This is a genomic window from Pseudolysinimonas sp., assembly GCF_057350545.1.
Genome location: NZ_JBMRCP010000088.1, coordinates 1 through 7,096 on the forward strand (window position 1 = coordinate 1; position 7,096 = coordinate 7,096).

Consider the following 7,096-nt stretch of genomic DNA (forward strand, 5'->3'; position numbering starts at 1 on the left):
GCTCGTCGTGAAGCGCACCGGTGGCGACGTCGAGTGGAACGAGCGCGACGTGTGGTGGCACGAGACGGTGGATGCCGCGAGCCCGGAGCATGAGGCGGAGGCGTTCGACGCCGAGAACCCGCTCTTCATCCTCTACACCTCCGGCACCACCGGGAAGCCGAAGGGCATCCTGCACACCTCCGGCGGCTACCTCACGCAGGCGGCGTACACGCACGAGAACGTCTTCGACCTGCACCCCGAGTCGGATGTCTACTGGTGCTCCGCCGACGTCGGCTGGATCACCGGCCACACCTACGTCGTCTACGGCCCGCTCGCCAACGGCGCGACCTCCGTCATGTACGAGGGCACGCCCGACACCCCGCACCCGGGTCGCTGGTGGGAGCTCATCGAGAAGTACAAGGTCTCGATCTTCTACACGGCGCCCACCGCCATCCGCTCGTTCATGAAGCTGGGACGCGAGATCCCGGGCCGATTCGACCTCTCGAGCATCCGCGTGCTCGGCTCGGTCGGCGAGCCCATCAACCCCGAGGCGTGGATCTGGTACCGCGACGTCATCGGCGGCGGCAGCGCCCCCATCGTCGACACGTGGTGGCAGACCGAGACCGGCGCGATCATGGTGAGCGCGCTGCCGGGCATCACCGCGCTCAAGCCCGGCTCCGCGCAGGTGCCGGTGCCCGGCATCCGCGTCGACGTCGTCGACGACGACGGAGGCGTGGTCGACAAGGGCCAGGGCGGTCTGCTCGTCATCACCGAGCCGTGGCCGTCGATGCTGCGCGGCATCTGGGGCGACATGGACCGCTACCGGGAGACCTACTGGGAGAAGTTCGGCGACAAGTACTTCGCCGGCGACGGCGCGCGGCTCGACGACGACGGCGACCTCTGGCTGCTCGGCCGCGTCGACGACGTCATGAACGTGTCCGGCCACCGGCTCTCCACGGCCGAGATCGAGTCGGCGCTCGTCGGGCACGAGGCCGTCGCCGAGGCGGCCGTCGTCGGAGCGACCGACGAAACGACGGGGCAGGCGGTCGTGGCGTTCGTGATCCTCAAGCAGCGCTTCGCCGACCTCGAGGATGCCCCCAGCGTCTTGCGCGCGCACGTCGCGTCGGCGATCGGTGCGATCGCACGGCCACGAGAACTGCACCTCGTGAGCGAACTGCCGAAGACCCGCTCGGGCAAGATCATGCGCCGCCTCCTGCGCGACGTCGCCGAAGGCCGCGAGGTCGGCGACACGACGACCCTCGCCGACACCTCCGTGATGCAGACGATCGCCGAGCGCTACCTCGCCGACGGCAAGTCGGAGGACTGAGCGGGTCGGCGCGGTCGGAGGGGGCGGTGTTCGACCGCTGAGGCAAGAGCGGGGACCCCTACCCCGATTGCCTCATCGATCGATCACCGCCCCCTCCTCTGCTCCCCGTCAGTGGGGGAAAAGAGGCGAGGTGCTGACGATCAGGCGAACTCGGCGATGACTTCCACCTCGACCGGGGAGTCGAGGGGGAGGACGGGGACTCCGACGGCGCTGCGGGCGTGACGGCCGGCGTCGCCGAAGACCTCGCCGAGGAACTCCGACGCGCCGTTCGCGACGCCCGGCTGGCCGGTGAAGTCGGGGGTGCTCGCGACGAAGACGACGACCTTGACGATGCGCGTCACGCGGTCGAGCGAGCCGATCGCCTGGTCGATCGCCGCGAGGGCGTTGAGCGCGGCGCGACGGGCATATGCGTTGCCGTCTTCCGGACTCACGGCATCCCCGAGCTTTCCCGTGGCCGGGAGGGCGCCGTCGACGAACGGCAGTTGGCCCGAGGTGTAGACGAGATTGCCTGTGACGACGGCCGGGACGTAGGCGGCGACGGGCTTCTCGACGGCGGGAAGTTCGACGCCGAGTTCGGCGAGGCGGGCGGCGATGGCGCTCATTCGGCGGCCTCCAGGGGGCGCTTGAGGTAGGCGACGAGGCCGCCTTCGGGTCCGGTGACGATCTGCACGAGTTCCCAGCCCTGCGAACCCCACGTATTGAGGATCGCCGTGGTGTTGTGAATCAGGAGGGGCGTCGTGACGTATTCCCAGGTGGCCATTGCAAGGCATCCATTCAGGTTCGGAGCGCGACCTGTCGCGTACCCTTTAGCCTATGCCCGCCCAGAAATCATCAGGGACGAGTCTGTTCACGGCCATCGCCGGAACCCTCGGATTCTCTGCCGCAGCCGGGGTGCTCGTCACCGTCATGGTCGCCCCCGCCCTCGCCGTCACCGGCATCACGGCCAACAACACCGTCGGGATCTTCAACTCGCTCCCCGAGTACATCCAGCTCGACTCGGGTGCCCAGCAGAACACGATCGCGGTCGTCAACCCGGACGACCCGGGAACGTACATCGACGTCGCGACGATCTACAAGCAGAATCGTGAAGAGGTTCCGCTCGACCAGATCAGCGACTACCTCGAGTGCGCGGCGGTCGCCGGCGAAGACCGTCGCTTCTACGAGCACGGTGGAGTCGACATGCCGTCGCTCATCCGCGCGGCGGTCGGCCAGGTCACCGGCGACGACGGCGCGGGCGGCGCCTCGACGCTGACGATGCAGACGGTGCGCAACATCCTCCAGCAGGACGCGCTCAACGACGACAGCCTCTCCGAGCAGGCACGCAAGGATGCGATCGCCGCCGCGCTCGACCCGACGCTCGACCGCAAGATCAAGGAGATGAAGCTCGCGATCGGGCTCGAGAAGGCCTACACGAAGGACGAGATCCTCGCCGGCTACCTCAACATCGCCGGCTTCGGCGGCAACACCTATGGCGTTCAGGCCGCGGCGTACCAGTACTTCGGCGTCACCGCCGCCGACGTGACGATCGCTCAGGCCGCGAGCCTCATCGCGATCGTGCAGTACCCCAACCTGCGTGATCTGAGCGACCCCGAGCATTTCCCGGCCAACCAGGAGCGTCGCGACGTCATCCTCGGCTGGATGGCGAGCGAGGGCTGCATCACCAAGGCCGAGCGCGATGAGGCGATCGCCATTCCGGTCGATGAGGAGTTCGTCGACCCGCACCCGGCGAGCGTCGGGTGCCGCAGCGCCAACCCCAGCATTTACGGGTTCGTCTGCGACTACGCCCTCAACGTCGTCCCCGAGCTGAGCGCTCTCGGCGCGGATGCCGCCGAGCGCAAGGCGGAATGGGATCAGGGCGGCTACCGCCTCGTACTCACGATCGACCCGCGGCTCCAGCAGCCCGCGTACGACAACGTCAATGCGTGGGCACCCGCCAATGAGACCCGCTTCGAGCTGGGTGCCGCCGCCGTCTCGGTCGAGGTGGGCTCGGGGCGCATCCTCGCCATGGCGCAGAACAAGAACTTCGACGACGCGGAGACGCCCGACGACCCGCTGACTGAGACCGCCGTCAACTTCGCGGCCGACAAGGCGCACGGCGGTGGTGTCGGTTTCCAGCCCGGCTCGACCTACAAGCCCTACGTCCTGCTGGCCTTCCTCGACTCCGGGCGCGGCGTCGGCGAGTCCTTCAACGCCGGCATCCGAGAGGTCAACCAGGCGGAGTTCGCCGACTCCTGCTCTCCCCCGTTGATGGCAGACGGCTCGCCGCGCCTCGACGGTTCCGGTAATCCCGTGAGTCAGCCGTGGGGCGGGAAGTACGCCTTCCGCAACGACTCCGGGGAGTCCGGCTCCTACACCGTGACTCGAGGCACCGCGGCGTCGGTGAACTCGGTCTTCATCCAGATGGCCAAGGCCGTCGACCAGTGCGACATCGCGCGGCTCGCGAAGTCGATCGGCGTGCACAACGGTGACGACTCCGATCTCGTGACCCGGCCGTCCTGCTCGATCGGAGGTTGCGAGAACACGATCGCGCCCCTCCAGCAGGCCGCGGCCTACGCCGCCATCGCGAACGGCGGCGTCTTCTGCGAGCCGATCATGGTGCAGAGCGTGATCGACATCGACAGCCCCGACGAGCCGCTCCCGGGTCAAACACCCAAGTGCGGCCAATCGGAGGTATCGCCCGCCGTCGCGAACACCGCCGTGTACGCCATGGAAGCGGTCATGGGCGGCACCGGCTCGGCGTCGAACCCCAACGACGGCACGCCGTACTTCGGCAAGACCGGAACCACCGACGAGTCCGTGCACACCTGGATGGTCGGGTCGTCGTCGCGCGTCGCCACGGCGGTCTGGGTCGGCAACGTCAAGGGCGACCAGGCGATGCGCAACATCCGTGTGGCCGGCACGAGCGGTGGTCTGCTGCGCCACCGCATCTTCAAGCCGATCGCACAGACCATCGATGCGTACTACCCCGGTACCGGCTTCCCCGGACCCGACCCTGCCCTTCTGACAGGCACGCCCGTCGAGGTGCCGAACGTCGTCGGCGGCACGCTCGAGCAGGCGAAGAACGCGATCGAGCTCAGCGAGCTGGTCTTCGAAGATGGTGGACAGGTCGACTCCGACCTCCCTGCCGGCACGGTCGCCTCCACCGACCCTCCCGTGGGAAGCGGCGTTCCCCGGGGAACGACGATCCGCGTCTTCACGAGCAACGGTCTCGCGGAACCCGTGCCCGACGTCGTGGGCGACGATCGAGGTGCCGCCACCGGCACGCTCACGAGCGCCGGCTACGACGTCGAGGATGAGTGCGTCGACGACGAAGACCTGGGCAATCCGGCCGTGCCACCCGCGATCAACTCGGTGACGTCGCAGGATCCTGCGGCCGGCACGATGCGGAACCCGGCGAACACGACCGTCACCATCAGGTACTACGGCGGACCGGTCTGCGGGCCGTGACGCGCGCGCGCGCGGCGGGCGTCGCCCTCGGGCTGACGTCCGCCGCCGCGCTCGGCACACTCGCGTGGGGTGTCTTCGTGGAGCGCACGCGCTTCACGGTGCGGGAAGAGACGCTGCCGATCCTCGAGCCCGGCGCGCGACCGCTCACGATCCTGCATCTGAGCGACCTGCACATGGCGCCGTGGCAACGGTCGAAGCAGGAGTTCATCCGGTCGCTCGCGCGCTTCGAGCCCGACCTGATCGTCGAGACCGGCGATACCCTCGGTCATGTCGACGCGCTCTCCGGGGTGCGCCGCGCCTATGACGCGTTCCGCGGCGTCCCCGGCGTCTTCGTCCACGGGTCGAACGACTACGTCGGGCCGGTGTTCAAGAACCCGTTCGCCTACTTCGGCGGACCGTCTCAGGGCAAGCGCCGAGCCGCCGTGCTCGACACGGATGCCCTCGACCGGTACCTCCTCGACGATCTCGGCTGGCTGAGCGTCGACAACGCGGCGCGCGCGCTCGAGCTCCGCGGCCACCGCATCGAGTTGTTCGGCACCGGTGACGCCCACCGCGGCTGGGATCGGCTCGACGAGTTGCCGGGGGCGATCGAGCGGCTGCGGGAGACCGTCGAATGGGATGCCGGCGACGGCGCCGCTCTTCGGTTCGGTGTCACGCACGCCCCGTACCGTCGCGTGCTCGACGCGCTGACGACGCAGGGGGCCGATCTGGTCTTCGCGGGTCACACCCACGGCGGTCAGGTGCGCATCCCGGGGCTGCCCGCACTCGTCACCAACTGCGACATCCCCCGTTCCCAGGCACAGGGGTTGTCGGTGTGGAAGGGGGCCCAACGCTCGTCTCTGCTGGAGGTCTCCGCGGGGCTCGGCACGTCGATCTACGCCCCGGTGAGGTTCGCGTGCCCGCCGGAAGCGGTGGTACTCACACTGGTTCCCGTCGGCTATCCTTGACAGGTTGCCGCGTCACGCGGTCAACGGGGTATGGCGCAGTTTGGTAGCGCGCGTCGTTCGGGACGACGAGGCCGCAGGTTCAAATCCTGTTACCCCGACCAATGTCCTGTCTCAGGACATAGGAAACCCTCGAACCCTCAGGTTCGGGGGTTTCTTGTTGTGCGGGGTTGGTAGTCGCGGTTGGGGTCGATGGTGAGTTCGCGGAGGAGCTCGCCGGTGGCGGCGTTGATGATCGTGATGTCGAGGTCGTTGGCGAGGATCAGGACGTGGGTTCGGGCGTGGGTTCGGCCGACGCCGATGTGGCGGAGCTTGCCGTGGACGCGGAGGGTGACGGTGCCGGTTTTGTCGATCCGGTCTCGGCGTAGCCGGGTGTGGTTGTCGTGGTCTCGTCCTCCGGGCGTCGGGGTGGCCTTCGGCAGGGCGTGGTAGCGGGTGGCCGGTGTGGCTTGGTGGGGCAGGGATCGGTGCGGTCGGCGGTGGTTGTATTCGTCGGTGAAGTCGTCGAGCTGTCGTTGGAGGTCGGCGATGGTCGCGGGCTGGGGATGCTGGGCGCGTAGCCAGGTCTTCATCGTCTGCTGAAATCTCTCGACCTTGCCTTGGGTTTGCGGGTGTGAGGGGGAGCCGTTCTTTGGACGATGCCGCGCTCACGCAGCTCGGCTTCGAATGCGTTGCGGCCGCCGCGGCGTCCCCATCCGGAGTGCTTGACGGTGAACACCATGCCGTTGTCGGTGAGCGTCGAGGCCGGGTTTCCGTGGGTTTCCGCGGCGGTGCGGAAGGAGGCGACGACGATCGGGGTGGTCACTGCGGGGTGTGCGGTGACGCTGACGGCGTAGCGGGTGCAGTCGTCGAGGAAGGTCAGGATCTCGGTGCCCCTGCCGTCGGCGAGCCGGTAGTGGGTGAAGTCGGATTGCCAGCACTCGTTGGGTAGGTCGGCTTCGAACCGGAGGTAGGAGGACTTCGGGCGCTTCTGCGGCTCGGGCTCGATCAGGCCGGCGCGTTTCAGGGTGCGCCAGATCGTCGACGCAGAGACAGCGATGTGGTGTTGCTGCTGCAGGTGCCAGGCGATGGTGTGGGCGCCGGCGTCGAGCCCTTTCGTGGTGAGCTGATCCCGCAACTCCAGGATCAGTTCGACGCGCTCGGCGGGGAGAGCGTTCGGGTTGCTCCGCGGTCGTCGCGAGCGCGGCCCGAACGCCGCCTCACCCTCTCGACGCCACCTCGCCAGCAGCTTCGATACCCACCCTTTCGAGACGCCGTAGGTGCGCGCGGCCTCAGCCTGCGAGAGCCCCTGGACGGTGACAGCAGTGATGATCAGGCGAGCCTTCGACACCCCTCAGAGCGTGGCCGAGGGTTTCCTATGTCTTGAGACATGGGTTTCCTATGTCCTGAACCACGACAC

The 7,096-nt window shown here is 68.2% G+C and carries 4 protein-coding genes, 1 tRNA gene and 2 pseudogenes; 4 read left to right on the forward strand and 3 right to left on the reverse strand.

Annotated features, from left to right (window positions below):
* Nucleotides 1-1,306, forward strand: a 1,306-nt coding sequence (locus ACO1X9_RS12510; protein WP_486351173.1) for an acetate--CoA ligase, incomplete at its 5' end; no start/stop codon positions are given.
* A gap of 140 nt (nt 1,307-1,446) precedes the next feature.
* On the opposite strand, the gene ACO1X9_RS12515 is transcribed toward ACO1X9_RS12510, so the two are convergent.
* Nucleotides 1,447-1,908 carry a RidA family protein gene (locus tag ACO1X9_RS12515; RefSeq protein WP_486351174.1) on the reverse strand — a complete coding sequence of 154 codons (462 nt, stop codon included), beginning with the start codon at nt 1,906-1,908 and terminating at the stop codon, nt 1,447-1,449.
* Nucleotides 1,909-1,922: 14 nt separating this feature from the next.
* Nucleotides 1,923-2,066: pseudogene (gene sp36, locus ACO1X9_RS12520) on the reverse strand (Sp36 family protein); the annotation flags it as partial.
* A 53-nt stretch (nt 2,067-2,119) separates the two neighbouring features.
* Here sp36 and ACO1X9_RS12525 point away from each other — a divergent pair.
* The 3 genes from ACO1X9_RS12525 (at nt 2,120) to ACO1X9_RS12535 (ending at nt 5,801) form a co-directional block, all read left to right on the forward strand.
* Nucleotides 2,120-4,753, forward strand: coding sequence for a transglycosylase domain-containing protein (locus ACO1X9_RS12525; RefSeq protein ID WP_486351175.1), 2,634 nt, complete (start codon nt 2,120-2,122; stop codon nt 4,751-4,753).
* The gene (locus tag ACO1X9_RS12530) at nt 4,750-5,700 is read left to right on the forward strand and encodes a metallophosphoesterase (protein WP_486351176.1); all 951 of its coding nucleotides are present in this window, start codon (nt 4,750-4,752) and stop codon (nt 5,698-5,700) included. The genes ACO1X9_RS12525 and ACO1X9_RS12530 overlap by 4 nt, the downstream gene beginning before the upstream one ends.
* A 24-nt stretch (nt 5,701-5,724) precedes the next feature.
* A tRNA-Pro gene (locus ACO1X9_RS12535) sits at nt 5,725-5,801 on the forward strand.
* 36 nt (nt 5,802-5,837) lie between these two features.
* On the opposite strand, the pseudogene ACO1X9_RS12540 reads toward ACO1X9_RS12535, so the two are convergent.
* Nucleotides 5,838-7,027, reverse strand: a pseudogene (locus tag ACO1X9_RS12540) (IS481 family transposase).
* Nucleotides 7,028-7,096 lie beyond the last annotated feature (69 nt).